This window comes from Halomonas sp. BN3-1, assembly GCF_003056325.1.
Classification (GTDB): Bacteria; Pseudomonadota; Gammaproteobacteria; order Pseudomonadales; family Halomonadaceae; genus Halomonas; species Halomonas litopenaei.
The window spans coordinates 77,816-104,059 of record NZ_PYVV01000004.1 but is presented as its reverse complement, the minus strand read 5'-3'; the positions used below and the strand labels follow the sequence as shown (position 1 = coordinate 104,059).

Here is a 26,244-nt window from a genome sequence, read left to right as displayed (position 1 = left end):
CAGCGCCACCTGGGACATGACCATCGCGTGGCCGCTTATGATAGCGCCAGCTTGAGGATGATCACGGCGAAGACCCTCACGATAGCGCCACCTTGAGCATGACCGCCGCGTGGCCGCTTATGACAGCGCCAACTTGAGGATGATCACGGCAATCACCGCCACCGTCAGCCACTTGACCACCATGGCGCCCCGGGAGCTCATGTTGACCTTCACCGCCAGCCAGGCCCCGGTCATGCTGCCGGCAGCCAGCACCAGGCCGTAGCTCCAGCGCACCTGGTCGTGCCACAGGAAGATGGCCAGCGCCGGCAGGGTGTAGACCAGGATGATCAGTACCTTGAAGGCGTTGACCTGGCCAAGATCGATCTTGAGCATGCGATAGAGCACGATCATGAACAGGATGCCGACACCCACCTGCAGAAAGCCGCCATAGAGCCCGATGACAAACATCGCCAGATAGACCCCAGGGGTCAGTCGATCGACGGTCAGCGGGCGGGTGTCGAGCTTCGGCTGGGGCAACAGCATGATGATCGCCGCGGCCACCATCACCACCATCAAAATGGTTTCGAACAGGGCGTCGCTGACCCTGAGCGCCAGCCACACCCCCAGCATCGAGCCCAGTACCGCGGGCACCGACAGGCGCAGGCTGAGACGGATATGACGGGCGCCGGCGCGGAAAAAGTTGGCCACCGCCGACACGCTTTGCAGGGTGATCGACACCCGGTTGGTACCGTTGGCCACCTGCGGCGGCAGGCCCAGAAACATCAACAGCGGCAGGGTCAGCATCGAGCCCCCGGCCGCCAGCACATTGATAAAACCTGCCACGATACCCGCAAGCAGCAGGGCCACTCCCTCGACTGGCGTCATCTGTCGTCCTCTGTTCGAATCATCTACCTTGTCACCCTGCCCACCCGCTCTGATGTACCCTAGGCGCTGGACACCATCCTGGAGGCCTTGCATGAGCGACTTCGTCGTCGATCCGCGCCTCGTCGCGGACAGCTACCCCATCACCGAACTGCCACTGTGTCAGCTGCGGCTGATGGACGACGCCCGCTATCCCTGGCTGGTGCTGATCCCGCGCCGCGCCGAGGTGAGCGAGGTGTACGATCTGTCCGAACAGGACCAGCAGCAGCTATGGCGAGAGGCCACCCGCATCGGCAAGGCGTTGAAGGCCTATGCCAGCGGCGACAAGCTCAATATCGCCAGCCTCGGCAATATGGTCGCGCAACTGCACATCCACGTCATCGTTCGCCACCAGGGCGACCCCGCCTGGCCGGGCCCGGTGTGGGGTCAGGGCCAGGCGACGCCCTACGACAAGGACAGCCTTGCCGCCACCAAGGACCGTATCCTGGCGCTGGCAGGCGGGCTGTCCTTCAAGGGTTGAACGAGACGGTGTGATGCTCGGGGCAGTGCCCCGGGCATGGCCCCGGGCCGCCAGATAGCGGACTACAGCCCAGGTCCCATCGCGAAAGCCAGGTCGAAGCGGCCTGGCTCAGGCTCCCAGTCCCCCTGGTCGCCCTCCGGGGGACATCAGTGGCAGGCTGGGGTCGCTGGCGCCGACCTGAGACATCAGCAGGATCCCGAGCCCGGCGATCAACAGCCCCCCGGTCAGCGCCACCAGCGCACCCAGCCGCGCCATCACTCGACCACGAGCGGCGGAGGTCCGTGCGGCACGGGCGGCGACCCAGTCCCGCGCCAACACGCTGGCAAGCCCCAGCGTCGATACCGTCAAGGCAGTACCCAGCGACATCGCCAGTACCGCAGCCACCCCCATCCAGGGCTGGCCGAGCAGGCTGGTCACCCCCATCAGCAGCACCGCCCCGGAGCAGGGTCTTGCGCCGATCGCCAGCACCGCAAGCCAGGCCTCCCGACGCGGCCCGTGGGGCGAGACATGATGATGGCCGGAGCAGCAATCGTGGTGTTCGTGGTGACCGTGGTATTGGTGGTGGCGGTGCGGTTCATGAGGGCCATGGTGGCCATCATGAGAAGGCGCCGGGTCCGCCGAGGAGGATCGCGCGATCTTGAGCAGTCGTCCAAGCGCCCGTGCACTCAGCCACAGGCCCAGCAGCGCGACCAGCGCAAAGCTCAGTCGCTCAACCCAGACCACGCTGCCCAGAGCCTCCCGGGTCAGCCAGCCAAGCCCCTGCACCAGCGCCAGGATCAGCACGATGGCCACCGCACCCTGCAGCAGGGCGGCCGCCACCGACAGCGCCAGGGCCCGCCGCCAGGCTCCGCCCTGGGAGACCAGGTAGGCACTGATCACGGCCTTGCCGTGGCCTGGCCCGGCGGCATGGAAGACACCGTAGAACAGGCTCAGGCCGATCAAGGTCAGCCAGGCGTCGGAGGAAGGCGTCCGGTCGAGCAGCGTTACCGCCTGGGTCAACCGGCGGTGCAGGTCGGCCTGCATGGCGATGACCCAGTGTCCGAGGGCGTCCAGCGCACCGCTGGCCTCGAGCGCCAGGATGAGCACCGCCACCACGCCCAGTGCCAGAACCAGCTGCAGCCAGGGGCGTTGCCTGCTCAGCATGACACCCGCCCCGTCTCGGCAAAGAAGCGACCGAGCCCCTGGGGGGCGCTATCGTCGACATCGAGCTGGGCCGCCGCCATGACCTTCTCGGGATCGGGGTCGGCGACGATGATCGACGCCTGACAGGCATCCGGCACGCTCAACGCCTGGGCCAGAGGCCCCTCGTCGTCGGCTTCGTGCACCACCTCGACGTAGTAGGAGGGATCGAAGACGCGATATTCCAGGGTACTGCCGGCAAGGTCCTGAGGCTCGGCCAGCGGCAGCCGAAAGTGCAGCACCACGCGCTCGTCACGGGCCATCACCGTGGCTTCGCTGACCGCTGCGAAGGCCAGCGCCTGGCCGTCGACCTCGGCCTCGGTAAAGAAGTCCCGAGGCGCAAGATTGACCAGCATGTCGCCCCCCAGGCGATCCAGCGCGGCGTCCTGGCCATCCTCGGCGGCGCGAGCCTCCTCGAGCAGCACCAGGCTGTAGAAGGGATCCAGGCGCCAGCCACAGGCCGGCGCCCAGCGCGAGAGACAGAAGAAATGCCGCCACGGCGCGGCGATGCAAGTCCAAAGCGGCCTGAAATCCGGCCACAGCACGCGAGAGATAGATCAACGGGCGAGTCTTCCTTGTAGTTCGACAAACAGGGGTTCCACCACCGCAGGCGGCAGGCGCCGCCCGCCACGGTAGCCTTGCAGCGAGACGCTGGCACCGGAGGCGCCGGCAGGCTCGCCCCTCGCCTCGATGCGATAGCCCGGCGGACGTGCCAGGGAGGCGTCGATACGCCCCAGTTCGCCGTCGGCCTGGGTGATGACATAGCCCTGCTCCATCAGCATCGCCAGGGTTTCGTTCAGGGCCGGCCCGGGCGCTACCGCGACCAGCATCTGGCGCGGCGGCTCGGCCATCGATGATGAGCCGGCGCACCCCGACAGCCAGACGGCCATCAGCACCACCGCCAGCAGTCTCTTTCCGGGGGCCTTTCGCTCCACTGATGTCCACCTTCGCGTCATTGCACACCCCCGCTGCTGGATGCCACCGACGCCAGTTGCTGACGCACCGATGCACAGAAGTCGGCGTCACTGGCGGTGCGCGACTCACGTAGCTGGCCGGTCCAGTCAAACAGGCGAATATCCCGCGTCAGACGGACGTCCTGGCCATCCAGCGCCACCGAGACCCGCTCGACCCGGGTCGCATCGTCGTTGGTACCCCAGCCCCAGGAGCCAAAGCCGACCCCTACGCCGGCGCCGACGTGGCCACCGCTGCCACCCAGCACGAAGCCGCCCAGGCGTGGGCGCACGGCGTCGGCGTTATGGTAGGTGGTGCGCTCGGTCTTCTCGGCGCTGACCACCCCGAGTGCGGTATCGGTATCACGCACCAGGAAGTCGCGGCCTTCCAGCACCGTGACCACATCGGCCAGGGATACCGAGCCGGCTACCACCGGCCATTGACACCCGGACGAGGGAGCGGGTTCCGCCACCGGCATCTGCTGAGGCGTGCTCTGACAGGCGCTTAGCCAGGGCAACAGGCCCAGCACCGCCACTGATGAGCATTTCGCCCAAATGTTGCGGCCTCTATCGGGCAAATTTTTGTACATTTGCATCAGGACCTCCCAGCCAGGGGCGTGAAATACTGTCAAGAGTCTACGCTGTCCCGAGCCACGGGCAAACGCTCGCCCAGCCGAACCTCGGGCCCAGCGGCGATCCGCCTGTCGCCCCTCAGGCGTGCGCCCACCTTTTCACCAGAGGACCGACCATGAACCTGTTGATCTGCCCCGACAGCTACAAGGATGCCCTGGCCGCCAGCGACGCCGCCCGCGCCATTGCCGAGGGGGCCCGCCGCGCCGACCCGGACATCACCATCGACGAGTGCCCCATGGCCGATGGTGGCGAGGGCAGCCTCGACGCCCTGCTCGGCGCCACCGGGGCCGAAAAACGCAGCGCCAGGGTACAGGACGCCCTGGAGCGCCCCGCCGAGGCCGCCTGGGGTTGGCACCCAGCGTCCCGCACCGGCTATATCGAGCTGGCCGAGGCCAGCGGCCTGCAGGCGCTGGGCCCGTCAGAGCGCACCGCGCTGGACAGCACCACCCACGGTGTCGGCGAGCTGATCCTGGCCGCCCTGGACGCTGGCGCCGAACGCCTGTTGATTACCCTGGGCGGCAGCGCCACCAACGACGGGGGCGCCGGCATGCTGGTGGCCCTGGGTGCACGCCTGCTCGACGCCGACGACCAGCCGATTCCCCCCACCGGGGCGGGACTCGAGGGACTGGCACGGGTGGATCTGTCGGGGCTCGATTCGCGCCTGGCCGATGTCAGGGTGGAGGCGGCGGTGGACGTGGACAATCCGCTGCTGGGCGAGCGCGGCGCCAGCGCGGTCTTCGGTCCCCAGAAGGGTGCCAGCGAAGCCGATGTAGCGCGCCTGGACGCCGCCCTGGCGCACTGGGCCGACAAGGCTGCCGAGTGCCTCGGCGAGGACCTGCGCGACGCCCCCGGCACTGGCGCGGCCGGGGGCATGGGCTTTGCCGTCGCTGCCTTCCTTGGCGGCGAGCTTCGCCCAGGTATCGAGATGATCATGGAACAGGCCGGCATGGACGAACGCCTGGCACGAGCGGATCTGGTGATCACCGGCGAGGGTCAGCTCGATGGCCAGAGCCTGTCGGGCAAGACCCCGATCGGCATTTCGCGGGCGGCCCGCGCAAAGGGGGTGCCAGTGATCGTGCTGGCCGGTCGTATGGCGCCAGGCTGGCAGGCGGCGCTGGACGAGGGCGTCAGCGCCGCCTTCGCCCTGGCCGACGGCCCGATGGCACTGGACGAGGCGCTGGAACGCTGCGCCGAGCTGCTCGCCGATCGCAGCGAGAACCTGATTCGCACGCTCCAGGCCATCGGCCGTTGAAGGGAGGCTCGGCCTACCAAGGTGACAGGGCTGCCCTTGAAAGCGGCCTTCGTCGTCCCTATGTCATCCCTACGTCATAGGCAGGCGTCATCAATGGACGCTATCGTGGCGATGGAAGAGATTCACTCTCCAACGCCCTCCCTTAGGGATAGACTGGAACACAGCGATCAAGGAGGTATTGCATGAGCGACACTAACGCCATCGGCCTGCATTCAGGCAGCGCCAGCGATCTGGCCGAAAAGCTCAACGAGCTCCTGGCCAACTACCAGATCTTCTACATGAACGTTCGTGGCTATCACTGGAACGTGAAGGGCTCGAACTTCTTCGAACTCCACGAAAAATTCGAGGAATTCTACACCGACCTGCTGGCCAAGGTGGACGAGGTCGCCGAGCGCATCCTGACCCTCGGACACAAGCCGGTTCACGCCTACAGCGACTATATCTCGCTGTCGCGCATCACCGAGGCCAAGGACGTGCATGACGGCGAAGCCTGCGTGCGCGGCGTGCTGGAAGGCTACCAGCGGCTGATCGAACTGCAGCGCGAGATCCTGTCCGTGGCCTCCGACGCCGACGATGAAGGCACCGCCTCCCAGGTCGGAGACTACATCCGCGAGCAGGAAAAGACCGTGTGGATGCTGGGCGCCTACCTGGGCTGACCCCCTGGCGACCCACGCAGTGCAAAGGAAGACGCCCCGCTCGGCTTGAGCGGGGCGTCGTCGTTTACGGCGGTCCCTTCAGGCGTCGTCGACGGCCTGACCATCGTTGCCCAGCGTCGCCGGCGACTGAGCCGCCCTTTTGAGCTCCTCCGGCAGCGGCTTTTTCATACGCGCGCCGAGGCGTTCGAGCTCGAGCGCCTGAGCGACCAGGCTGCCCTGGCCCTGGGACAGCCGGTTCATCGCCTGGTGATGACTGGCGCTGGCGCGCTCCAGGTGCTTGCCGACGTCGTCGAGGCTGTCGACGAACCCCGAGAACTTGGCCAGCAGGCGCTCTGCCCGTGACACGATGACCCGGGCGTTCTCGTTCTGGCGCTCCATGCTCCAGAGCCCCGCCACGGTACGCAGACTGGCCAGCAGGGTGGTCGGGGTGACCACCACCACCTGGCGGTCGAAGGCTTCCTGGAACAGCGAGGGATCACGCTCGAAGGCCGCGGCGAAGGCCGGTTCCACCGGTACAAACAGGAACACGAAGTCCGGCGAATGCAGCCCCGGCAGGGCCGGGTAGTCCTTGGCGGCGAGTCCGCGGATATGGCTGCGCAGCGAGGTCAGGTGGGCGCTCATGGCGCTTTCGCGCTCGGTCTCGTCGTCGGCGTTGACCACCCGGGTCCAGGCGGTCAGGGAGACCTTGGCGTCGACGATCAGGTGGCGATCCTCGGGCAGGTAGATGATGGCGTCGGGACGCTGGCGTCCCTGCTCGCCGTTCATCGACACCTCGCGACGGTACTCGATGTCGCGCCGCAGGCCGCTGCGTTCCAGCACGGTCTCCAGCATCAACTCGCCCCAGCCGCCCTGGGCCTTCTGGTCGCCCTTGAGCGCCCGGGCAAGCCCCGCCGCCTCCTCGCCGAGGCGGGCGTTGAGACCCGCCAGCTGCTCGATCTGGGCCTTGAGCGATACCGCCTCGCGGCTGTGCTGTCCGGTCAGGTCCTCGACCCGTTGGCGGAACTGGTCCACCTGCTCGCGAAACGGCTTGAGCAGCGACTCGAGTCCCTCGCGGCTCTGGGTCTGGTAGGCCTGCTGGCGCTCGTCGAAGACCTGGCCTGCGAGCCGATGAAATTCCTGCTTGAGCTGCTCCCGGGAGGATTCCACCAGCGCCATCTGCTCGCGATGACGCGCCGCCATCTGCTCGCGCTCGGTCTCCAGGCGGGCATTGTGCTCACGCACATCGGCGAGCTGCTGACGGGCGGCGCCGAGCTCGCCCCGCTGGGTCTCGAGCTGCTCTCGGCTGGCGTCGAGCTGGGCATCGCTGATGGCCAGCTCCTGCTCGAGCTGGCGTGCGGCCTCGCGCCGCTGCTCGAGCTGAGCCTTGGTCGTCTCGAGCTCTGCTGCCAGGGCCTGTTCACGCCGCTGCCCCTGTCGATGCCCTCGCCAGGCCAGCGCCAGCAACGCAATCGCCAGCAGCGAGACGCCGGCAAGAGCCGGCGCCAGGGGCTGGGCGAACAGTGACTCGAGAGCCGGACTCATCTCAGCCTCATATCAGCGGGTGCCCTCGGCCAGGTCGCCGATCAGCGCCTTGAGCAGGCCGTAGAATTCCTCCACCGAAGCGATCTCGACGCGCTCGTCCGGCGAGTGGGCGCCGCGAATCAGGGGGCCGAAGGAAATCATCTGAAGCTCGGGGTACTTGCCGCCGAGAATCCCGCACTCGAGCCCGGCGTGGATGACCTTGATCTCCGGGTCCACCGCCAGGCGCTGACGATGCAGCTCACAGAAGCGCTTGAGCAGGTCGCTGTCGGGCTGAGGCGTCCAGCCGGGGTAGCCGTTCTCGACCCGGGTACGGGCACCGATCAGCTCGAACAGCGCGGTGAAGCGCTCGGCCAGATCCATGGTGGCGCTGTCGCGCAGTGAACGCACCAGGGCGCACAGGTGAAAGCGGCCGTTCTCGAGGCTGACCACGCCCAGGTTGTTGGAGGTCTCGACTACGCCTGGCACCTCGACGCTCATGCGCTCGACACCGCAGGGCGCGGCGTGCAACGCCGCCACCAGCAGGCGGCTGGCGTGGCGGGTCAGCGCTTCCTCGCGCGGCGTGGCGCAGGGCTCCAGGGTCAGCCGCAGGCCCTCGTCGACGCCGGACAGCTCTCGGCGCATATCGGCCTCGAGGCGCTCGATGCGCGAGCGCAGCGCGTCGATCTCGTCCCGAGGCACCATCACCACCGCCTCGGCCTCGCGGGGGATGGCGTTTCTCAGGGTGCCGCCACGGTAGTCGACCAGGCGCACCTCGCAGCTGTCGAGGGCGCGCAGCACCCGCACCAGCAGGCGATTGGCGTTGCCCAGCCCCTTGTCGATATCGATCCCGGAGTGGCCACCACGCAGTCCCTTGAGGCTCAGCGTCAGGGCTTCTTCGTCCTCGCCCACCGACTCCACCGGCAACTGGGCCTCGACCACCACGTCGGCGCCACCGGCACAACCGATGTAGACCTGGCCACGGTCCTCGGAGTCCAGGTTGAGCAACAGACTGCCCTCCAGCCAGCCTTCGGCCAGATTCAGCGCACCGCCCATGGAGGTCTCTTCCTCCAGGGTGAAGATCGCCTCCAGCGGACCATGGACGAGTTCATCATCGCCGAGGATCGCCAGCGCCGCCGCCACCCCCAGGCCATTGTCGGCGCCCAGGGTGGTCTGGTCGGCCTTGAGCCAGCCGTCCTCGACCCGCGTGACGATGGGATCCCGGGTGAAGTCGTGGGGCTTGTCGGCGTTGGCCTGGGCCACCATGTCCAGATGGCCCTGGAGGATCACACCCGGTGCCCCTTCGCGCCCGGGGCTCGCCGGCTTGGACAGGCGCAGGTTGCCGTAGGCGTCACGGTCGTGGGCGATGCCGCGCTCGTCTGCCCAGGCTTCAAGGATCTCGACCAGAGCCGCCTCGTGGCCCGAGGGGCGCGGCGTGTTGCACAGGGTACGGAAGTGACGCCAGACGGCGGTCGGAGCGAGGCTATCGAGATGTTCGTTCATGATGTCTATGTCTGCCTTTGCGAATGTTGGCACTCTACCCTCGCACCGGGGCCTTGGAAAGGGTCTCCAGCAGTGCCAGGGCTCGGCCCACGGCGTCCCGCAACCATTGCTTGACCTGTGCCTTGCCGCGCAGCGATAGCCCCTGCGCCAGGGAACTTTCCGAACGTCCCTGAAACGCCCACGCTGCGAGCCAGGCCAGACTGTCGTGGTCATCGTCGGCCTTGGACATGGACGACGACATGGGCGGCGACAGTGACAGCGACGCCAGCCGACGCACCAGGGCCTGGATGGCCGGACGCGCCAGCGCCGGCTCGCGCTGGCCCCTGGCCAGGTCCTGGAGCTCACGACGATCCTCGGCGTCGAGAGAAAAGCGATCTTCGGCGTCGAGCGAAAAGCGGTCTTCGGCGTCGAGCGAGAAGCAGTCCTCGACGCTCGCCAGCAACGCCAGCACCAAAGGTGGCGACAGGCGTGTCAGTTCGAACGCCAGCAGCCCCGGCAACTGCCGCTCAAAGCGCCGCGACAGCCGCTCGATCAGGTCCCGGTTGTGCTCCCCCAGGGCCAGCGCCACCATCGCCGCATGCTCGCCGGTGGCGGCCTCTCGGGTCAGCCCCAGGCGCACCGGGCGAAAGCCCTGCGCCTGCCAGAACGCCAGCAGCTCCGGATCGGCGCCGAAGCTCGCCCCCAGCAGCGCCTTGCCGGCCTGTTCGGCCTGGCATGCCGCCTCCTGGATTAGCCTCGCCCCGCACCCCAGGCGGCGCCAGTCGGGGTGTACGGCAATCCGGGTGATGCGGGCGCTGGGTGCCTTCAGCGCCGCTGCTTCACCAGCGTGGGCCGCCAGCGACTGGGCCATCAGGTGACCACGCGGGCGTCGCCGTCCCAGCAGCACTCGCTCGGCCAGATCGGCATCGAAGCCGCCCTCATCGACGTACACGCACACCGCCAGCGGCGCACGTGGTGTACCAAGGATCGAGATGCGGGTCGCCGGTGCGTCAAGCAGCACCCGCAGGTCCGCCGGGGTGGTGCGGTAGTGAGCCTGGACCAGCAGGCCGAAGATGGCTCTCAGGGAGGCTTCGTCCCGGGCCAGGACCTCGCGATCGAGCGTGGTACAGGGCAGCTCGGCCAACTTTTGACCAGGACAAGGCGCACTCACCCTCGCCCCCTTCGGCACTGTGGGAAGTTCTGCATCCAGGCACAGCAGCGCGTCGATGGCCCGCTCAAGGGGGTCTCCATCGGCCCAGCGTATCGGCGTCCTGAGCGCGATGTCCTGCCACTGGGGCGTCTGCGCCTCCAGATGACGACGAAAGCGCAACGCAAAGCCTCGCCCCGAGCCCTCGTAGCCGTGCACCGTGGTGGCGAAGGCAAGCCGCGGAAATGCCGCCAGCCACTCGCCCAGCAGCGCCGCCGGAATCGCCGCCGCCTCGTCCACCAGCAGCAGCGAGCCGGGGCCGCCGGCTTCCCCCCGGGCGACGGCGTCCGTCAGAGCGTCAGGGGCGATAAAACGCACCCGCCCCCCGGGCGCCTCGAAGCCCCTTTCGTCGCCCTGTCCCTCGGGCAGCAGCGCCGCCAGGCGCTCGAATACCGGCGCCACCGAGGACGCCCGTGGCGCGGTCACCAGGATATCCAGCGGCGCCTGGCGCTGCTGCTCGGCCTTGACCAGCAAGCGGGCGCAGGCGATGCCCAGCGCCGCCGACTTGCCGCGACCACGGTCGGCGGTGATCACCAACGGGCGGCGACGCCTGAGCCGCGTCAGCCGACGTACCACCTCGGCCTGGTCGGGGCTCAGGCAATCCGGGTCGGGGCTGTCTAGACACGGGCTGTCTGGACAAGGGTTGTCTGAACATGAGCCATCGGCAAAAGGGCTTTCCTGGCCATCATCGGGCGTTGCCGTCAGGCCCTCCCCCTGCCGCCAGCGCAGCATCCCGGGAAAACCCGCCAGCAGCCGATGGCAGCGCTCTAGATAACGGCTCGTGAGCTGTTCCGGCCGCCAAGGGTGAGCCGCCAGGCGGCGGTAGTCGTCGTCGGGTCGGCGGCCACCGTCGTCGGCGGTCAACAGCACCAGCAGGCCTCCCGCCACCAGGGTGCCGGCCACCGCCCCCAGGGCGTCAGGATCGAGGCCAGTGCCTGGCGAGGCGGCGTCGAACACCACCAGGTCGTGCTCGCCGCCGAGCCGGGTACGCGCCTTGGCGGCGGGAAGGCGCTCAAGCGACGGCGGGGGGTTGCCGGCCCTGTCATGGGCCCCGTTGCCGGCCCTGGCATGGGCCCCGGTGCCGGCCCTGTCAGGGGCCCCGTTGCCGGCCCTGTCAGCAGCCTCGTCGATCGACGTTTCCCCGACCCACAGCGGCGCCGACCATCCGCCTTGGGCCAGGCACTCGTGGGCAACGCCCCGCGCCCGGTCAGGAGCCTCGCTCACCCACAGCAAGCCGCGAAAGCGCCGCCCTCGCAGTTGCTGTCGAAAGGCAGCGAGCCGCGCGAGGTCCTGTCGGGTCAAAAAGTGGGACATTAAGGCTCCCTGATAAATCAACTTTGGTCTAAAGGCTGCGCCGATTAAACGATCGAGCCGACTACGGCAGCGCAGCATAGATGTCGCTCTAACTTATTCATTTTGCTGAATTGTCGAAACTTTTTCTCACGCCATCGACTGTGCAGCCGCCAAAAAAGTGTGCCGTTTCATCGACATGGGTCGCATCGATCATCTCTTGAAGACCGTGCTAGCTTGATGAAGCCGAGGCGCCATCGTGGGCCAACCCCACGCTGGAACGCCACTACCCCCAGGCACCGAACCCAAGACAATGGCCCAGGGTGCCGGACGCAATTTCGGTGAGGCAGCGATCGCCTCCTTTGCACAGAACACAACAACCCACGGGGAGCACCTGCATGAAGCAAATGACCAAGTTTACCCTGACCAGCATGGCTGCCGGCATCGCCCTGGCCGCCCTGTCGAGTGGCGCCATGGCCCAGGAAAAGTGGACCATGACCACCACCTGGCCGGAAAACCTCGACCTGATCCAGATCGACAAGCACTGGGCCGAGCTGGTCAACCAGCTGGCCGGGGACGAGATCCAGATCGAGTTCTACGCCGGCGGCACCCTGATGCCCGGCACCGAGGTCTTCGACGCCACCGAGACCGGCAGCATCCAGGCCGCCGGCGACTGGCCGGGCTACTGGGCCGGCCGCAGCCCGGCGTTCTCGCCGCTGGCAGCCACCCCCAGCCTGTTCAACGGCATGGACTACCTGAACTGGATCACCCAGTGGGGCGGCTTCGAGCTCTACCAGGAGATCTACGGCCAGTACAACCTGGTCTACCTGCCCTACGGTATCACCAACAACGAGTCCGGCTTCCGCGGCGGCACTCCGATCGCGTCTCTCGCCGACATCGAAGGCAAGCGTCTGCGTCTGTCCGGGCGTGACCAGGGCCGGGTGCTCGAGCAGCTTGGTGGTTCCCAGGTCACCCTGGCCGGCGGCGAGATCTACCAGGCCATCGAGCGTGGTGTGGTCGACGGCGCCGAGTTCTCGACCCCCGGTGTCGACTACAAGGCCGGCTTCTCCGAGGTCGCCGACTACTGGATGACGCCGGGCTGGCACCAGTCTGCCAGCGTGTTCGGTGTGATGATCAACAAGGACGCCTGGGACGCTCTGTCCGAGGAGACCCAGGAGAAGCTGAAGATCGCCTCCGAGGCCACCATGGCCTGGTCGCTGGCCTGGTCCGAGAAGCAGTCCACCGAGGGTACCGCCAAGTTCCTCGAGGACGGCACCACCATCAACCAGCTGTCCGAGGAAGACCTGGCCCAGATCCAGGAGGTCACCAACCAGGTGATCGTGCAGGGTTCCTGCGAGGACCCGATGCTCGGCAAGGTCTACCAGTCGATGATCAGCTACATGCAGGACTACGCCCAGTGGCGTGACGTCTCGGTGCCCTACAACATGAGCCGCGTCACCGACAACCTGCCGTCGCTTGACGAGATCGAAGCCTGCCTCGAGTAACAACCAGGCACGTTTCTGTCACTACCGGCCGGCGGCTCTCTGCGCGAGGCCGCCGGTCATCGTTGGACTTCGACGAGAACCCCACCATGAACGCCATTGCCAAGGCCATCGACTGCTTGAACGAGTGGTTCGGCCGTTTGATCGCTCCGCTGATCGCGATCATCACCCTCGTGGTGGTCTACGACATCGCGATGCGCTTCTTTATCGGACGCCCAAGCGATTGGGCCTTCGACGTCACCACCATGCTGTTCGGTACCCATTTCATGCTGATGGCCGCCTACGGGCTGCGCCATCACGCCCATGTGGAGGTGGACATCGTCAAGCAGCTGCTGTCCCGGCGCGGTCGCGCACTGATCGACCTGCTCGGCTACCTGCTGTTCTTCACCCCCTTCATCATCATGTTCATCACCTATAGCTGGCGCTTCTTCGAGCGCTCCTGGAGCCGCGCCGAGTCCACCTACGGCATCGTCTCGATCCCGGTCTACCCAGTAAAGGCCGTGCTGGTCATCGCCAGCGTGCTGATCCTTCTGCAGGCCATCGCCATCGTCATTCGCGCCATCAATGAGCTGACAGGCCAGGGCGTGGAGGAAGCCAAATGAGCGCTGAACTTCTGACCATCTTCATGTTTGCAGGCCTGATGCTGGGGCTGTTCATGGGCCATCCGCTGGCCTTCGTGCTGGGCGGTGTCGCGGTACTCGGCGCCTGGTTCGGCCCCGGTCCCCAGGTGCTCGGCATCATCATCAACAACATCTATGGGCGCGCCATGGACAATTATGTCCTGGTGGCGATCCCGCTGTTTATTCTGATGGCGCGCTTTCTCAACGACTCGGGCGTCACCGAGAAGATGTTCGAGAGCATGCGCCTGTTGCTCGGACGCGTGCGCGGCGGCCTGGCGCTGACCGTGGTCATCGTCTCGGTGCTGCTGGCGGCCACCACCGGCATCGTCGGCGCCTCCATCGCGGTGATGGGCCTGATCGCCCTGGCACCGATGCTCAAGTACGGCTACAACAAGGGCCTGTCCGCCGGCGTCATCATGGCCAGCGGCTGTCTCGGCATCCTGATTCCGCCAAGCATCATGCTGATCCTGATGGCCAGCTACTCGCCGGTGTCGGTGGGCGCGCTGTTCGCCGGAGCCCTGGTGCCGGGTCTGCTGCTGGGCTCGATGTACGCGCTCTACGTGCTGGTGATCTGCCTGATCAAGCCCGACTTCGGCCCTCCTGTAGGCGCCGAGGAGCGTGCCGAGACCAGCACCGGGGAGCTGGTGATCCGTTTGTGCAAGTACGTACTGCCGCCGATGAGCCTGATCCTCGGGGTGCTGGGCGCCCTGTTCACCGGTATCGCCACCGCCACCGAGGCCTCGGCCATCGGCGTGACCCTGGCCTTCCTGCTGTTCCTGATCTTCGGTGATCGCAAGCTGTCGACCTGCTACAACACCTTCATCGAGGCCGGCAAGACCACCACCATGGTGATGTTCGTGCTGGTGGGGGCGACCGCCTTCACCGGGGTGTTCTCCATCGGCGGCGGCATGGACGTGATCAGCGAACTGGTGCTGGCGATGCCCGGTGGCACCACCGGCGCACTGATCCTGATGTTCCTGCTGGTATTCGTGCTGGGCATGTTCCTCGACTGGACCGGCATCGTGCTGCTGAGCTTCCCGATCATGCTGCCGATCATCGAGACCATGGGCGTCGACATGCTGTGGTTCGTGGTGATGGTGGCGGTGGTATTGCAGACCTCCTTCCTGACCCCGCCCTTCGGCTATGCGCTGTTCTACCTGAAGGGCGTGGCGCCACCGGAGGTCGAGACCCTCGACCTGTACAAGGCGGTGATCCCGTTCTGCGCGCTGATATTGATTGCCTGCGTGCTGATGTCCTACTTCCCCGCCCTGGTCACAGGCCTGCCCTCGATGCTGCTGGGCTACTGACCCTCAGGGTAGCCTCCAGCACAACCACACAGCCCCCGCTTCGCGGGGGCTACTCGTTTAGAACGACGATTTTGACAGTGCGTTTCCGGCATATTCTTCGACTTTTCACCCCCTCGCGCTCCTGATTGGGTAAAGCCTCGACGCCGTTCCTGCATCGTATTAAGAGTTCTTAGACACTCTGTGCAAGGGCAGCATCATGGCCAACGTGACCCGCTTCACCCTCTCCGCCTCCGATGCCTATCCGCTCGGCGCCAGCCACTTCGAGGCCACACAGCCGCTACGTGGGGTGGTGATCATTCACTCCGCTTCGGCGGTGTCACAACGCCTTTATCAGGCCTTCGCACTATTCCTGGCCGAGCAAGGCTTCCACGTGCTGAGCTACGACTACCGCGGCATCGGGCGGTCGCGACCGGAGCATCTCGAGAAACTGGGGGTGCGCATGCAGGACTGGGCCGAGCTAGACGCCGACAGCGTGACCCAGTGGGCTCGCCAGCACTGGCCGGACTTGCCGCTGCTTGCCATCGGTCACAGCTTCGGTGGCCATGCCATCGGCCTGGGCGACGCCAGTCGACACTTGAGCGGCGCGGTGCTGATCGCCTGCAATGCCAGCTGTCTGCGCTTCATCTCATCACCCTGGCTGCGGCTGCGCGCCTGGATGCTGTTCAAGCTGGTGTTTCCCATGCTGTCCCGGATCAATGGCTATGTGCCCTGCCGACGGCTTGGTATCAGTGAGGACGTGCCGGAGGGGGTGGCCCGCCAGTGCAGCCGCTGGACCAGCCTGCCGCGCTACTTCTTCGACGACCCGGAACTCAACGCCGAAGTGCGATTCGCCCGCGTGACGTTACCTCTGCTGGTGGTGGGGCTCGACGACGACCCCTACGCCAGCAGCGACAGCATCGACCTGCTGGCAGGCTACTTCACCGGCGCTTCGATCAAGCGCCTGCAGCTGTCTCCCAGGGTAATGGGCAGTGGTGTGCTGGGGCACCTGGAAGGATTTCGCCGCCGCCACCGTGACACCCTGTGGCCGCTGGTTTCTTCCTGGCTGGTGGAGCGGGCCCCGTCGACGCAGCCAGATGGCGTGTCAGCCGCCCCCTGGTCCCCCATCGCCGACGAGGCTGGCCCCCATGGGGCCAGCGTTCAGGGGGCCGGCGGCTAGGCAGCGGCGGCAGGATCAGTCGGCGCGAATTCGCATCAGGGTGCAATACGCCACCGGCAGGATCACCAGGGTCAACAGGGTGGCGACTCCCAGACCGAACACGATGACCACCGCCATAGAGGCGAAGAAGGCATCGGTGAACAGCGGCAGCATCCCCAGCATGGTGGTCACGGCGGCCATGGTCACCGGCCGCACACGACTGACCGCGGCCTGGATCACGGCGTCGTGGGCATTGTCCTGCTGGCCACGCTGCACGTTGATCTCTTCCATCAGCACGATGGCGTTCTTCAGCACCATGCCGATCAGGCTCAAGGTGCCGAGCAGCGCCATGAAGGTGAAGGGCGCCCCGAGCAACGCCAGGCCACCGATGATACCGATCAGCATCAGCGGCACGATCGACCAGATCGCCAGCGCCTGGCGCAGCCGACCAAACAGCAGCACGGTGATGATGAACATGCCGAGCAGGCCCATGGGCAGCGATGACAGCAGCGCCTTCTGGGCGTCGCTGGCGGTTTCGTACTCACCGCCCCATTCGATGGCGTAGCCCGGCGGCAGCTCGATGGCCTCGACCTGGGGACGCAGCCGCGCCAGCACACTGGCGGCGGTCTCACCGGACAGCGGCATCGGCTCGGCGTACACCGCCAGCATGCGACGCCGGTCACGACGCTTGATCAGCGGATCACGCAGCTCGGTGTGCAGCTCGCCGAGCACGTTGCCGGCGCTGAGATAACGTCCCTGCTCTTCACTCCAGACGTTGACCGCGCTGAGGTTGTCGATGTCGTGGCGCTGGTCCTCTCGGGAGCGCATCACGATCGGAATCAGCTCGCTGCCTTCGCGGTAGACGCCGACCTGCTCGCCGTCATTATTGAGCCTGAGCGCCTGGTGCAGGGCGTCCCGGGTGACCCCGACGCGACGTGCCTGTTGCTCGAGGAACTCGGGCACGATGACGCTCTCGCGATTGCTCCAGGACAGTCGGATGCTGTCGGTCATCGGCTCGTCCTGGAAGATGCCACGCACCTTGGCGCCCAGGCGGTGCAGGGTCTCGGGGTCGTCACCGTAGATGCGCGCCTCGATGCTGGCCTTGGCCGAGGGGCCGACCTGCAACGCCTGGACCTTGTACTGGACCCGGGGGAAGTCCTCGCGCAGGGTCTCGATCACCTCTTTCATGCGGGCTTCCCGGGACGCGCGGTCCTCGGTCTCGACGATCAGCTGACCAAAACTCGCATAGCGGTCCTCGGGGGCATAGGTCAGGGTGAAGCGCTGTGCGCCGCCACCGATCACGCTGGTCACCCGGGTCACGTCCTGCATCTCCAGCACCTGCGTCTCGAGGCGCGCGATGGTGCGCTCGGTCTCCAGCACGTCGGTGCCCTCCGGCAACCACACATCGGCAAAGAACAGCGGTGTGGTGGCGTCGGGAAAGAAGGCGTTCTTGACCTGCCCCGACAGCGACAAGGCACCGGCCAGCAGCGCCACCGCCAGCACCAATGTCAGGTAGCGGAATCGAACCCCCAGCACCAGCAGGCGGCGAAACACCCGGAACAGCAGGCCACGATAGGGATCGCTATCCCCCTCCTCGCCCGCTTCGATGCGTTCCTTGAAGAACAGATCGAAGAAGAAGGGGGTCAGGGTCAGGGCGGTGATCCAGCTCAGGAACAGCGAATAGCACAATACCCAGAACAGTGACCCGACGAACTCGCCGGTAGCGTCCGGCGACAGCCCGATGGGAGCAAAGGCGGTGATCGCGATGACCGTGGCACCCAGCAGCGGCAGGCGATTCTGACCGACCACCTCCAGCGCCGCCTGGCGCTTGGTCTTGCCCCGGGCAAGGCCGATCATCATGCCCTCGGTGACCACGATGGCGTTGTCCACCAGCATGCCGAGGGCAATGATCAAGGCGCCCAGCGAGATCTTCTGCAGCTGGATGCCGTGAATCGACATCATGATGAAGGTGCCGAGGATGGTCAGCAGCAGGATCAGGCCCATCAGCAGCCCGCTACGCACCCCCATGAACAGCAACAGCACCAGTATGACGATGCCGACCGCCTCGGCCAGGTTGATCAGAAAGCCGTTGACCGCGTCCTCCACCACCTCGGGCTGGTGGTAGACGGTGGCCAGTTCCATGCCCAGCGGCATGCGCTGTTCGAGCTCGGAAAGCCGCTTCTCGACCCGTTCGCCGACCTCCACCACGTTGACGCCGGAACCAAACGAGATGCCGATGGACAGCGCGGACTGCCCCCCTGCGTGGTAGAGCAACTGGGGCGTATCGGTGGTCTGGCGAGTGACCTCGGCGATATCGCCAAGGCGGATCAGGCCGTCACCGGGGCGGCCCACCACCAGCCGCTCGAGCGACTCGACGCTGTCGAACTCGCCGGTGGGCTGCACCGACAGCGACAGGCCATCGAGCTTGATATGGCCCGCGTCGCCCACCACGTTCTGGGCGTTGAGCAGGTCACTCAACTGCTGTGGCGAGATCCCCAGCGCGCGCATCCGGTCACGGTCCAGCGACACCACCACCTGGTCCTGCACGGTGCCGGCGATGGCGACCTTCTTGACCCCGTCGACCAGGCGCAGCTCCCGCTGCAGCAGGTCGGCGTGGTCTTCCAGGTCCTGCTGGCTGTAGTCCTCGCCGGTCAGGGTCAACAGCAGGCCGAAGACGTCACCGAAGTCATCGTTGACGATGGAGGTCCCGGCGCCGGGGGGCAGCTCGGCCTGGACGTCGCTGATCTTGCGCCGCAGCAGGTCCCAGTACTGGGCAAGTTCGTGCTCGCGCACCGTGTTCTCGAGCTCCACGGTGATCTGCGACAGGCCGTCGGCGTTGACCGAGCTGACCCGCTTCAGGTCGGGCATCTGCTGGATCGCCTTCTCCAGGCGCAGGGTGACCTCCTCTTCTACCTGTTCCGGCGTGGCGCCGGGGTACTGGGTCGAAATGATGGCGTTGCGGATGGTGAACTCGGGAAACTCCAGCTGCCCGAGCCCGAAGAAAGACACCACCCCGCCGACGGCCAGCAGCAGGGTGATCATCCAGCTGATGACCTTCTGGCGCAGAAAGTAGTCGACCATCGATCAGAGCCCCTCTTCCTTGATCCAGGGTCGTACCCTGCGTCCTTCCTGCATGCGTTCGGCACCGGCGGCGACCAGCCGGTCGCCGGCCTCGAGCTCGCCCTCGATCAGCATCCCCTGGGTGGTGATGCGCCCCGGCACGACCGGCACCGCCTCGACACGTCCAGGGCCGTCGGCGCGGGACTCGTCGTCGGGCACGAAGCGCCACACCACCGCCTGGTCAGGCTGCGATTCCCGCGTGGCCACCGCCGCCACCGGCACCCGCCAGGGATCCTGGCTATCACCGGTCAGGGCGCTCATGTCCAGCAGCACCGTGGCGCTCATGCCCGACAGCACCGTGATGTCGTCGGGTTCAGGCAGGGTCAGGGTGACCTCATAGCTCAGCGACCCCTGGCTGACGCTGCTGTCGTGCTCCTTGTAGCGGGCCGGGTAGCGCTGCTGCTGGTTCTCGGCGAAGGTCACCCAGACCACCGCATCCTCGCCGTCCTGCACCGCCTGGGCGCGCTCGTCATTGATCCGGCGGACCTGCTGCTCCGGCAGCTGGAAGGTCACGTCGATGGATCCCGGCTGCTGCAGCTCGGCGATGGTCTGCTGGGCACCGACCACCTGATAGTTGTCCACCGGGACCGACGCAATCACGCCGCTGAAGGGCGCGCTGAGCTCGGTGTAGCTGAGCTGGTCCTGGGCCTGCTTGAGCTGGGCCTGGGCCGACAGAAACTCGGCACGCGCCTCGTCGAAGCGGGACCGACTGATGGCACCACGCTCCAGCGAGATACGCATACGCTCGTAGGTCGCCTCGGCCAGGTTGTAGCTCGAACGGGCGTTGGCCAGCTGGCTCTTGGCATCACGATCATCGAGGCGGGCGATAAGGTCCCCCGCTTCCACCTCATCCCCCGGCTGCACGGCCAGCTCGCGCAGTTCCCCACCGACCCGGAACGACAGCTCCGAACGCTCCGAGGCCTGCACCTGGCCGGGATAACGCATCAACATGCCCTGGCGCCCGGCGTCCAGCGACACCAGCTTCACCGGGTGTACCTGCTGCTGGGACAAGGGCGGCTGGTCGGATTCACAGCCGGCGACAAGCGCCACGACGGCAAGCAGACTGAACCTGGCCAGCAGGCGCTCAAGGCGCGACGTCGGAGGAAACGTAGAGAAGGTCATGGGGGCTCCTGAGGCGTCAGGGACGCGAGTTGTCGTGGCGAACGGCAATGGCGTCCCAGGCCATCGCAAAGGCCTGGTCGATATTGGTGTGGGTGGGCTCGAACGGGTGGCTCCCCTGGCTCTGCACCAGGTGGTAGATCGGGCGGAACATGAAGCTTTCCAGCAGCGCAAGCCCAACCGGCTTGAGCACGCCATCCCGATGCCCCTGGGCGATGGCATCGAGCAAGGGCGCCAGGCGCAGATCGTTGCGCTCGCGGACCCGATCATTCATCCATACCGAATGGCTGAAGGCGTCGTGGAAGCGAAACAGGCGCGGCTGGTCGAGGGCCAGATGAAACAGCGCATGCCACATCTCGCGCAGCGCCTGGCGCAGCTCAAGTGCCGCATCGAAGGCCTCCAGGGCGGTATCGATCAGCTGGTCACAGACGTGCACAAAGGTCGCCTCCAGCAGGGCGTCCTTGTCGGCAAAGTGGATATAGAGGGTGGCGGGCGACACCCTGGCGCGACGCGCGATACGGGCCACCGAGGCCACGCCGAAGCCGTGCTCGGTGACCTCGACCAGGGTCGCCTCGAGCAGTGCCACCCGCTTGGTGTCGTCGCGTGGGCGCATGACATTTACCCTCTTTTGAGATGCCTCTTAAAATAAATGAATAGTTATTCACTTTCAAAGCCCGCCGAGCCAAGGTCTCACTTCCGTTTGGTGCGCGCCTCCATGCCTCCCCTTGATGGCCAACTGCAGCCGCCGGCACGGACTGGTATGATCTGGCCTCCCGTCCGTCAGCGGTGCCCGCAGCAGGAGTCCGTCCGTGTCCAGCAGTACTCATTCCGTGGCCAAGGTTCGTTCCCGGCGGCTTTCGCGCTGGGGCTGGTTGACGCTGGCTGTCGCCGCGGTGGTGGCACTGCCGGTGCTGGTGATCCTGGCCCATATTCTGGTGCCCGCCGGCGATATCTGGCGTCACCTGGCCGACACTGTGCTGACGCGTTATCTGCTCAACACCCTGTTCCTGGTACTCAGCGTCGGCCTTGGCACCCTGGCCATAGGTACCGGCTGCGCCTGGCTGGTAGTAATGTGCCGTTTTCCCGGCAAGCGCCTGTTCGAATGGGCCATGCTGCTGCCGTTGGCGGTACCCACCTACGTCATCGCCTACGCCTACACCGACTTCCTGCAGTACGCAGGGCCGGTGCAGGAGGCCCTGCGCGAAGCCTTCGGCTGGTCCCGCGGGGACTACTGGTTCCCCGACATCCGCTCGTTACCGGGTGCCGCCACCCTGATCACCCTGGTGCTCTACCCCTACGTGTACATGCTGGCCAGGGCGGCCTTCCTCGAGCAGTCGGTGTGCATGCTCGACGTGGGACGCACCCTGGGCCGCGGCCCCTGGCAGATGTTTACCCAGGTGGCGGTACCGCTGGCGCGACCGGCGCTGGTGGGGGGCGTGTCGCTGGCCTTGATGGAAACCCTCAACGAGTTCGGCGCGGTGCAGTACTTCGGCGTGGATACCTTCACCACCGGCATCTATCGCACCTGGTTCGGACTTGGCGAACAGGTCGCCGCCGCCCAGTTGGCGGCGTGCCTGCTGGCCTTCGTGATCCTGTTCGTGCTGCTGGAGCGCTGGTCCCGGGGCAAGCGCCGCTTCCACCACACCTCTCACCGCTACCAGCAACTACCGGAGTACCGTCTAAGCGGTGCACGCGCCTGGGCGGCCACCCTGGCCTGCGCGCTGCCGGTGACGGTGGGCTTCCTGTTGCCCTGCCTGCTGCTGGGGTACATGGCGCTGAAGGCCGGAGACAGCGTGCTGGGCAGCGCCTTTTTCGAGTACGCAGGCAACAGCCTGCTGCTGGCAGCCGTCGCCGCCCTGATCGCGGTGGGGCTGGCGGTGGTGCTGAGCTATGGCGCCCGACTCGAACAGGGCCCGCTGACCCGCACGGCCACGCGGGTGGCCTCGCTGGGCTACGCGATTCCGGGGTCGGTGGTGGCGGTAGGCATCCTGATCCCCTTCGCCTGGGTCGACGTCCAGCTCAACCAGCTGTACAAGGCCGCCACCGGGGAGGTGATCGGCCTGATCCTCAGCGGTACCGCCTTTATCCTGATCTATGCCTATGTGGTGCGTTTTCTCGCGGTGTCGTTCAACGCCGTGGAAGCGAGCCTGGGCAAGGTCACCCCGTCGATGGACGCGGCGGCCCGAACCCTCGGCGAAACCGCCACCGGCACCCTCCGCAAGGTGCACACGCCGATCATGCGCGGCAGCCTGCTGGCCGCCGGGATCCTGGTCTTCGTCGACGTGATGAAGGAGCTGCCGGCCACCATCATCCTGCGCCCGTTCAACTTCGACACCCTGGCGGTGCGAGCCCACAACCTGGCCGCTGACGAACGCCTGGCCGAGGCCTCGACAGCGTCCCTGGCCATCGTTGCCGTGGGGATCATTCCGGTGGTGCTGCTGAGCCTGGCGATGCGCCGCTCGCGCCCGGGCCAGGCCAGCGACTGACGCTGGCCCCTGCTGTATACGACTGGATACGAATAGTCCTCCCCTGGTGCGCCGGGGCCAGGGGCCCTAGACGGCCTCGAGGCCGGACGCCTCGGCGGGGAACACGAATACCTGGGCCGGGTCGAGACTGACCTGCACGGCCTGGCCTTCCCTCGGCAGAAAGACCCCGGGTACCCGGGCGTGCATGTGGGCCTCCTGGCCATCGATACCGTGCACGCAGAGGTGCAGCAGACTGCAACGCCCCAGCAGTCGTGCCATCAGCACGTGGCTGTGGTGGGCGTGCTGGCCGTCGCTCTCGATTTCCACCACCCTGAGCGCCTCCGGGCGCATCAGCACCTGGGCGCGGGCGCCGTCAGGCAGGTCGGTGGCGACGGGCCCCACCGCGGTATGCACATAGCCACGCTGGGCGACGCCTTCCAGGCGATTGACGTCCCCGAAGAAGGTCACCACGAAGGGGTCGGCCGGCGCGCAGTAGAGCTCTTCCGGCGTGCCTACCTGCACCACCCGACCATCGCGCATCAGCACGATGCGATCGGCCATGAACATCGCCTCTTCGGGGTCATGGGTCACCAGTAGGGTGCCGGCGCCCACCTGCTTGAGCACGTGCAGGGTGTCATCGCGGATACGGTCCCTGAGACGCGCGTCGAGGCTCGAGAAAGGCTCGTCCAGCAGCATCAATTGCGGCGAGGGCGCCAGGGCCCTGGCCAGGGCCACCCGCTGCTGCTGGCCACCGGACAGGGTGTGCGGGAAGGCCTCGGAGTAGCCGTCCATACCCAGCTGAGCGAGCAGTTCCAGGGCTCGTTCACGGCGCGCCCGCGCCGGCATCCCCTTGAGCCCGAAGGTCACGTTGTCGAGCACGCTCAAGTGGGGAAACAGTGCCGATTCCTGGAAGGCCAGCCCCACGCTGCGCTTCTCCGGCGGCACGTGGGGACGCCCCGGTGCGGCCAGGGTCTGGCCGTCGAACTTGAGCTCCCCCTGCTGCAACGCCTCGAGTCCGGCGACGATGCGCAGCAGCGTCGTCTTGCCACAGCCCGACGGCCCGAGCAGGCACACCACCTCGCCCGGCGCGATGTCGAAGGAGGCGTCGCTGACGGCAAGCTTGCTGTCGTATCGATGCTGGATATTGCGCACAGCCAGCAGAGGATCGGCGACAACGCCTTCCTCGAAGGTCTGCTCGGAAACGGTGGCGGAGCTGGCAAGGTGTGAGGTCATGGAAGGGATCGCGTGTCGAAGGTCGGATGGACGACGGCGAAAGCCGATGGATTGGCCATGGTAACGCGAATCCTTTCGACACGCCTTCTCCTTTGCCTGTGCGATATCTCCCGCGCTAGTGGGTCAGCCTCGCCGCCCTGCCGGCTCCCGAAGCAGCGGGTGCCAGGGGGCGCAGCGCCAGGCTGGAGCGCCCGATGGTCGGAGGTATCCGCCCCCGACGTAGCCCCCATCAGTACATCGATCGTGCCCCCTCCACTATGCCGAGAGAAGCACCCTACATCAGCCCAAGGAGGCACAGTGATTGACGCCGTGCCCGGGAGGTCGTTCAATACGGACACCGAATGACACGTATTATCATTCCATCCGCCACTCGAGGTCTCCGATGTCCAACGTCTCTCGTCTTGCCATCGCCATCGCCCTGGCCGGCGCTTCCGGTCTCGCCTACGCCGACGGCAGCGTCAATGTGTACTCGGCACGTCACTACGACTCCGACCAGGCCATGTACGACGCCTTCACCGAACAGACCGGCATTGAGGTCAACGTGCTGCAGGGCGATTCCGACCAGCTCATCCAGCGCATCAAGCGCGAGGGCGAGGCCAGCCCCGCCGACATCATGATGACCGTGGACGCCGGCCGCCTGTGGCGCGCCGAGGAGGAAGGCATCTTCGCGCCGGTGGACTCCGAGGTGCTCAACGAGCGCCTGCCCGAGAGCATGCGCCACCCCGAAGGCGACTGGTTCGGCTTCAGCCAGCGCGTGCGGGCGATCTTCTACAACCCCGAGACCATCGAGCCCGAGCAGGTCGACAGCTACGAGAAGCTGGCCGATCCCAGCCTCAAGGGCAAGATCTGCATCCGTTCCTCCAACAACATCTACAACCAGTCACTGCTGGCCTCGATGGTCGAGCACCACGGTGAGGAAGGTGCCGAAGAGTGGGCCCAGGGCGTGGTCGACAACATGGCTCGCGACCCCGAGGGTGGCGACCGCGACCAGATCAAGGGCGTAGCCAGCGGCGAGTGCGACGTGGCGGTGGCCAACCACTACTACTACGTGCGTCTGCTGACCTCCGACGACGCCGACGAGCGCGAGGCCGCCGAAAGCGTGCAGATCCTGTTCCCCAACCAGGATGACCGTGGTGCCCACGTCAACGTCGGCGGTGCCGGCCTGGTCAAGGGTGCACCTAACCACGACAACGCCGTCGCCTTCCTCGAGTTCCTGGCCTCCGACGAAGCTCAGGAACTGTTCGCCGTGGGCAACCACGAATTCCCGGTGGTCGAGGGCGTCGCCGTGGACGAGGTACTCGGCTCCTGGGGCGAGTTCAAGAAGGACGAAGTCAACGTCAGCGTGCTGGGCGAGAACAACCCGGAAGCGGTCAAGATCTTCGATCGCGTCGGCTGGCGTTAAGCCCGTCCACGCCAGGCCCTCGCCGCTGATGAGGGCCTGCGCAAGCAGCACAAACGCCAAGGCCACAACGACAGGGCCCGTGCCGATCGGCACGGGCCCTGTCATTGGTGCAGTCAATGGACCCGTCATGGGTCCAACAGCGGCAGTCAGCCGTCGGTGGACTCCAGACGCAGATCATCCGGATGCTGCCACACATCCAGGCTGCCCATACGGCGGCCGCGGTCGTTGAGGAAGGTTTCCAGCGTCACGGTGGTGTCGCTGCCGGCCCTGGAGAAGACCAGACGATCGGACGTCTCGCGGGTGGAGGTCCAGTCACTGCCCAGGCACTGGCCAAGGGCCTCACCACCGGCCACCAGGGCACCACGTGGGTCGTCACTGTCCATCCGTCCGAAACAGGAGTAGTGATCCGGGCGCTGCGCCGAGGTGATCAGACAGGAGTCGTGGAAGGCCTGGACATCGGTTTCCCAGCTGCGGGTCAGCCGAGTGTCGTCGAAGCGTCCCTTGATGTCGGTGAAATCATTGTCGGCACTGGCCACGGCCTGATTGAGGGCGTCGCAGTCGAACATCTCGGCCGCCGTCTGCGGTTGTGAGGTCGACGCACAGCCAGCCAGTGTCAGCATGGCCACAGCGGCCCATCCCATCTTTCCCCGTGTCATATCCTTGTCTCCGGCAGTGAGGCCGTGGCAACCACGACCAGATAAGCAATCCATGACCGACACCATAGCACCCGCAGTGCCATCTCGGCAGTCTGAAGACCTACTTCGCGTGACGCGAGTGACTAGGCGCTGTCCGAAAAGTCGACGAGCGAAGGTTA

Annotated in this window: 22 protein-coding genes; 9 read left to right on the top strand and 13 right to left on the bottom strand. The window is 66.4% G+C overall.

The annotated features are described in order from the left end of the window. Positions 1-117: 117 nt before the first annotated feature. The gene (locus C9F12_RS07105) at positions 118-864 is read right to left on the bottom strand and encodes a sulfite exporter TauE/SafE family protein (protein ID WP_108448441.1); all 747 of its coding nucleotides are present in this window, start codon (positions 862-864) and stop codon (positions 118-120) included. 91 nt (positions 865-955) lie between these two features. Between C9F12_RS07105 and C9F12_RS07100 the strand changes: the two genes are divergently transcribed. Further along, positions 956-1,381, top strand: coding sequence for an HIT domain-containing protein (locus C9F12_RS07100; protein WP_045991397.1), 426 nt, complete (start codon positions 956-958; stop codon positions 1,379-1,381). A 108-nt stretch (positions 1,382-1,489) separates the two neighbouring features. Here the strand turns inward: C9F12_RS07100 and C9F12_RS07095 are convergent, their stop codons facing one another. The 4 genes from C9F12_RS07095 to C9F12_RS07080 are packed head-to-tail and all read right to left on the bottom strand — an operon-like array spanning position 1,490 to position 4,046. Continuing rightward, complete coding sequence (locus C9F12_RS07095) at positions 1,490-2,524, bottom strand: sodium:proton antiporter (protein WP_108448440.1); 1,035 nt, start codon at positions 2,522-2,524, stop codon at positions 1,490-1,492. Beyond that, positions 2,518-3,105, bottom strand: coding sequence for a DUF1007 family protein (locus tag C9F12_RS07090; RefSeq protein ID WP_162816405.1), 588 nt, complete (start codon positions 3,103-3,105; stop codon positions 2,518-2,520). The genes C9F12_RS07095 and C9F12_RS07090 overlap by 7 nt, the downstream gene beginning before the upstream one ends. Before the next feature lie 12 nt (positions 3,106-3,117). Next, positions 3,118-3,495 (bottom strand): hypothetical protein, encoded by a 378-nt coding sequence (locus tag C9F12_RS07085; RefSeq protein WP_240184194.1) that lies wholly within the window; start codon positions 3,493-3,495, stop codon positions 3,118-3,120. Between the two features lie 17 nt (positions 3,496-3,512). Then, positions 3,513-4,046, bottom strand: a complete 534-nt coding sequence (locus tag C9F12_RS07080; RefSeq protein WP_108195008.1) for a hypothetical protein — start codon at positions 4,044-4,046, stop codon at positions 3,513-3,515. Between the two features lie 212 nt (positions 4,047-4,258). Here C9F12_RS07080 and C9F12_RS07075 point away from each other — a divergent pair, with 212 nt between their 5' ends. Together C9F12_RS07075 and C9F12_RS07070 are read left to right on the top strand one after the other, a co-directional pair. Beyond that, on the top strand, positions 4,259-5,395 hold the full coding sequence (locus C9F12_RS07075; protein WP_108448438.1) for a glycerate kinase: 1,137 nt from the start codon (positions 4,259-4,261) through the stop codon (positions 5,393-5,395). Between the two features lie 182 nt (positions 5,396-5,577). Next, positions 5,578-6,051, top strand: a complete 474-nt coding sequence (locus C9F12_RS07070) for a Dps family protein (protein WP_108131144.1) — start codon at positions 5,578-5,580, stop codon at positions 6,049-6,051. Positions 6,052-6,129: 78 nt separating this feature from the next. Here the strand turns inward: C9F12_RS07070 and rmuC are convergent, their stop codons facing one another. The 3 genes from rmuC to C9F12_RS07055 are packed head-to-tail and all read right to left on the bottom strand — an operon-like array spanning position 6,130 to position 11,551. Then, complete coding sequence (gene rmuC, locus C9F12_RS07065) at positions 6,130-7,572, bottom strand: DNA recombination protein RmuC (protein WP_108448437.1); 1,443 nt, start codon at positions 7,570-7,572, stop codon at positions 6,130-6,132. Between the two features lie 12 nt (positions 7,573-7,584). Then, positions 7,585-9,051 carry an aminoacyl-histidine dipeptidase gene (locus C9F12_RS07060; RefSeq protein WP_108131142.1) on the bottom strand — a complete coding sequence of 489 codons (1,467 nt, stop codon included), beginning with the start codon at positions 9,049-9,051 and terminating at the stop codon, positions 7,585-7,587. A 34-nt stretch (positions 9,052-9,085) separates the two neighbouring features. Further along, complete coding sequence (locus C9F12_RS07055; protein WP_108448436.1) at positions 9,086-11,551, bottom strand: GNAT family N-acetyltransferase; 2,466 nt, start codon at positions 11,549-11,551, stop codon at positions 9,086-9,088. Between the two features lie 374 nt (positions 11,552-11,925). On the opposite strand from C9F12_RS07055, the gene dctP reads away from it, so the two are divergent. From dctP to C9F12_RS07035, 4 genes are all read left to right on the top strand, one after another. Then, positions 11,926-13,032: a TRAP transporter substrate-binding protein DctP gene (gene dctP / locus C9F12_RS07050; protein ID WP_045991388.1), complete on the top strand. Its 1,107-nt coding sequence runs from the start codon at positions 11,926-11,928 to the stop codon at positions 13,030-13,032. A gap of 86 nt (positions 13,033-13,118) precedes the next feature. After that, entirely contained in the window at positions 13,119-13,631 is a 513-nt protein-coding gene (locus C9F12_RS07045; RefSeq protein ID WP_045991387.1) for a TRAP transporter small permease subunit, read from the top strand. After that, complete coding sequence (locus C9F12_RS07040) at positions 13,628-14,956, top strand: TRAP transporter large permease subunit (protein ID WP_045991386.1); 1,329 nt, start codon at positions 13,628-13,630, stop codon at positions 14,954-14,956. Before C9F12_RS07045 ends, C9F12_RS07040 begins: the two co-directional genes overlap by 4 nt. A 196-nt stretch (positions 14,957-15,152) precedes the next feature. Beyond that, positions 15,153-16,112, top strand: coding sequence for an alpha/beta fold hydrolase (locus C9F12_RS07035; protein ID WP_108448435.1), 960 nt, complete (start codon positions 15,153-15,155; stop codon positions 16,110-16,112). 15 nt (positions 16,113-16,127) lie between these two features. On the opposite strand, the gene C9F12_RS07030 is transcribed toward C9F12_RS07035, so the two are convergent. The 3 genes from C9F12_RS07030 to C9F12_RS07020 are packed head-to-tail and all read right to left on the bottom strand — an operon-like array spanning position 16,128 to position 20,943. Further along, a complete protein-coding gene (locus tag C9F12_RS07030) occupies positions 16,128-19,172 on the bottom strand; it encodes an efflux RND transporter permease subunit (RefSeq protein ID WP_108448434.1) in 3,045 nt (1,014 codons plus the stop codon). Between the two features lie 3 nt (positions 19,173-19,175). After that, positions 19,176-20,333 (bottom strand): efflux RND transporter periplasmic adaptor subunit, encoded by a 1,158-nt coding sequence (locus tag C9F12_RS07025; protein WP_108131137.1) that lies wholly within the window; start codon positions 20,331-20,333, stop codon positions 19,176-19,178. Between the two features lie 16 nt (positions 20,334-20,349). Continuing rightward, positions 20,350-20,943, bottom strand: a complete 594-nt coding sequence (locus tag C9F12_RS07020) for a TetR/AcrR family transcriptional regulator (RefSeq protein ID WP_108448433.1) — start codon at positions 20,941-20,943, stop codon at positions 20,350-20,352. Between the two features lie 217 nt (positions 20,944-21,160). Between C9F12_RS07020 and C9F12_RS07015 the strand changes: the two genes are divergently transcribed. Continuing rightward, a complete protein-coding gene (locus tag C9F12_RS07015; protein WP_231498506.1) occupies positions 21,161-22,816 on the top strand; it encodes an iron ABC transporter permease in 1,656 nt (551 codons plus the stop codon). 66 nt (positions 22,817-22,882) lie between these two features. On the opposite strand, the gene C9F12_RS07010 is transcribed toward C9F12_RS07015, so the two are convergent. Then, positions 22,883-24,028: an ABC transporter ATP-binding protein gene (locus C9F12_RS07010; protein WP_108448432.1), complete on the bottom strand. Its 1,146-nt coding sequence runs from the start codon at positions 24,026-24,028 to the stop codon at positions 22,883-22,885. A gap of 382 nt (positions 24,029-24,410) precedes the next feature. Between C9F12_RS07010 and C9F12_RS07005 the strand changes: the two genes are divergently transcribed. Then, positions 24,411-25,430, top strand: a complete 1,020-nt coding sequence (locus C9F12_RS07005) for a Fe(3+) ABC transporter substrate-binding protein (RefSeq protein WP_108131134.1) — start codon at positions 24,411-24,413, stop codon at positions 25,428-25,430. Positions 25,431-25,576: 146 nt separating this feature from the next. Here the strand turns inward: C9F12_RS07005 and C9F12_RS07000 are convergent, their stop codons facing one another. Then, positions 25,577-26,086, bottom strand: coding sequence for a hypothetical protein (locus tag C9F12_RS07000; RefSeq protein WP_146164618.1), 510 nt, complete (start codon positions 26,084-26,086; stop codon positions 25,577-25,579). Positions 26,087-26,244 lie beyond the last annotated feature (158 nt).

Excerpts from the sequence above, each read along its gene's own strand:
- C9F12_RS07105 (WP_108448441.1), bottom strand. The coding sequence starts at position 864 with ATGACGCCAGTCGAGGGAGTGGCCCTGCTGCTTGCGGGTATCGTGGCA.
- C9F12_RS07100 (WP_045991397.1), top strand. The coding sequence starts at position 956 with ATGAGCGACTTCGTCGTCGATCCGCGCCTCGTCGCGGACAGCTACCCC.
- C9F12_RS07095 (WP_108448440.1), bottom strand. The coding sequence starts at position 2,524 with ATGCTGAGCAGGCAACGCCCCTGGCTGCAGCTGGTTCTGGCACTGGGC.
- C9F12_RS07075 (WP_108448438.1), top strand. The coding sequence starts at position 4,259 with ATGAACCTGTTGATCTGCCCCGACAGCTACAAGGATGCCCTGGCCGCC.
- C9F12_RS07070 (WP_108131144.1), top strand. The coding sequence starts at position 5,578 with ATGAGCGACACTAACGCCATCGGCCTGCATTCAGGCAGCGCCAGCGAT.
- rmuC (WP_108448437.1), bottom strand. The coding sequence starts at position 7,572 with ATGAGTCCGGCTCTCGAGTCACTGTTCGCCCAGCCCCTGGCGCCGGCT.
- C9F12_RS07060 (WP_108131142.1), bottom strand. The coding sequence starts at position 9,051 with ATGAACGAACATCTCGATAGCCTCGCTCCGACCGCCGTCTGGCGTCAC.
- C9F12_RS07055 (WP_108448436.1), bottom strand. The coding sequence starts at position 11,551 with ATGTCCCACTTTTTGACCCGACAGGACCTCGCGCGGCTCGCTGCCTTT.
- dctP (WP_045991388.1), top strand. The coding sequence starts at position 11,926 with ATGAAGCAAATGACCAAGTTTACCCTGACCAGCATGGCTGCCGGCATC.
- C9F12_RS07045 (WP_045991387.1), top strand. The coding sequence starts at position 13,119 with ATGAACGCCATTGCCAAGGCCATCGACTGCTTGAACGAGTGGTTCGGC.
- C9F12_RS07040 (WP_045991386.1), top strand. The coding sequence starts at position 13,628 with ATGAGCGCTGAACTTCTGACCATCTTCATGTTTGCAGGCCTGATGCTG.
- C9F12_RS07035 (WP_108448435.1), top strand. The coding sequence starts at position 15,153 with ATGGCCAACGTGACCCGCTTCACCCTCTCCGCCTCCGATGCCTATCCG.
- C9F12_RS07030 (WP_108448434.1), bottom strand. The coding sequence starts at position 19,172 with ATGGTCGACTACTTTCTGCGCCAGAAGGTCATCAGCTGGATGATCACC.
- C9F12_RS07025 (WP_108131137.1), bottom strand. The coding sequence starts at position 20,333 with ATGACCTTCTCTACGTTTCCTCCGACGTCGCGCCTTGAGCGCCTGCTG.
- C9F12_RS07020 (WP_108448433.1), bottom strand. The coding sequence starts at position 20,943 with ATGCGCCCACGCGACGACACCAAGCGGGTGGCACTGCTCGAGGCGACC.
- C9F12_RS07010 (WP_108448432.1), bottom strand. The coding sequence starts at position 24,028 with ATGACCTCACACCTTGCCAGCTCCGCCACCGTTTCCGAGCAGACCTTC.
- C9F12_RS07005 (WP_108131134.1), top strand. The coding sequence starts at position 24,411 with ATGTCCAACGTCTCTCGTCTTGCCATCGCCATCGCCCTGGCCGGCGCT.
- C9F12_RS07000 (WP_146164618.1), bottom strand. The coding sequence starts at position 26,086 with ATGACACGGGGAAAGATGGGATGGGCCGCTGTGGCCATGCTGACACTG.